The sequence below is a fragment of the Ideonella alba genome, assembly GCF_018069845.1.
GTDB classification, from domain to species: Bacteria; Pseudomonadota; Gammaproteobacteria; order Burkholderiales; family Burkholderiaceae_C; genus Ideonella; species Ideonella alba.
Genome location: NZ_JAGQDD010000053.1, coordinates 1 through 1,143 on the forward strand (window position 1 = coordinate 1; position 1,143 = coordinate 1,143).

A 1,143-nucleotide genomic window follows, 5' to 3' on the forward strand; every position below is an offset into this window, starting at 1 on the left:
GAGCCGCGCACGCCGGCATGGCGCTTGGCCCGCTGTACGGATGATGACCTAAGCCGGGAAGCGGGCCAAGTGCCATGACGGTGGGCGTCGGTTCCAGCGAGGGGTTAGGCGTCACCGCCCAACGCGCCACGCGCTGGAATTCGGATCGAACTCGAGGTGCACACTGTTCTCTAAGTTCTCGTCGGTTATCCGAGCGGGCTTACCAGTTGCTGCGGACAGGCGCTCCACAAACAAGAGTATCGCGTCATGGTCCTCTGAGCTACGCACCTCTCGGGGATCAACGTCGAGTTCGATCTCGCTGGACGCGAAGTAGTGGCAGTTGACGGTTGCGTTCCCAACTCGAATGGACAACAGGTGTGTGTGCGCCCGATCACCGAAAACGGCGGACGCGTTCGGGAGCGGACGATCAACTCCGTCTCTCTGATAGGTGTGTGGGAACTCGCACGCCAATTTCGAGAGTTCGCGCCAGTCTGACAGCGATGTGCCGAGCACATAGACGTCGCGGTACGAGCCATCCTCCAGCCAGAGGTGCGGCAGTTCTTCGATGCTTGGGCGCGACATGACGTGTGTGTTGTGACGCCTAACGTTGGAATTCAGCTGCCGCCGAAGGCGGTCCGCTGGAATGAGAGGTTAGATGGCTCATTGGCCATCCCAGCCGAAGAGAACAAGCATGAAATCCGGCTTGGCGAGCATGGCCAGGCCAAGCGCGCCAATCAGAAGGCCCAAAAGCACAGCCGGAATTCCAGTGATGTAGCCAGAAGGCGCTCGGCCTTCCCACCCGTAAGCGAAGCGCCGCTGGATGATTTGGACGGCTGCTCCGACCAGCATGACGACGCCTAGCCACCTCATGCCAGCGCGAGAACTGACAAACATAAAGAGCGCAACCGTTAACGCGAACGAGACCCACCCAGCGATGCGCCAGACAGATGAGCTTTCGGGCGGTGGAATCTGCATTGCCATCTAACGTTCGAGCTGAGCCGCGCACGCCGGCATGGTGCTTGGCCCGCTGTACGGATGATGACCTAAGCCGGGAAGCGGGCCAAGTGCCATGCCGGTGGGCGTCGGTTCCAGCGAGGGGTTAGGCGTCAAGGTGTGCCTAACTAAGCTTCTTGACTTCATTGCGCTCCGGTGTCGCCGATTCGT

At 60.5% G+C, this 1,143-nt stretch carries 2 protein-coding genes; both read right to left on the reverse strand.

Features of this window, described 5'->3' with window-relative positions; genetic code table 11:
- Positions 1 to 111: 111 nt before the first annotated feature.
- The gene (locus tag KAK03_RS24720) at positions 112 to 561 is read right to left on the reverse strand and encodes a hypothetical protein (RefSeq protein ID WP_210857349.1); all 450 of its coding nucleotides are present in this window, start codon (positions 559 to 561) and stop codon (positions 112 to 114) included.
- Positions 562 to 639: 78 nt separating this feature from the next.
- On the reverse strand, positions 640 to 960 hold the full coding sequence (locus KAK03_RS24725; protein WP_210857350.1) for a hypothetical protein: 321 nt from the start codon (positions 958 to 960) through the stop codon (positions 640 to 642).
- Positions 961 to 1,143 lie beyond the last annotated feature (183 nt).

Excerpts from the sequence above, each read along its gene's own strand:
- KAK03_RS24720 (WP_210857349.1), bottom strand. The coding sequence starts at position 561 with ATGTCGCGCCCAAGCATCGAAGAACTGCCGCACCTCTGGCTGGAGGAT.
- KAK03_RS24725 (WP_210857350.1), bottom strand. The coding sequence starts at position 960 with ATGGCAATGCAGATTCCACCGCCCGAAAGCTCATCTGTCTGGCGCATC.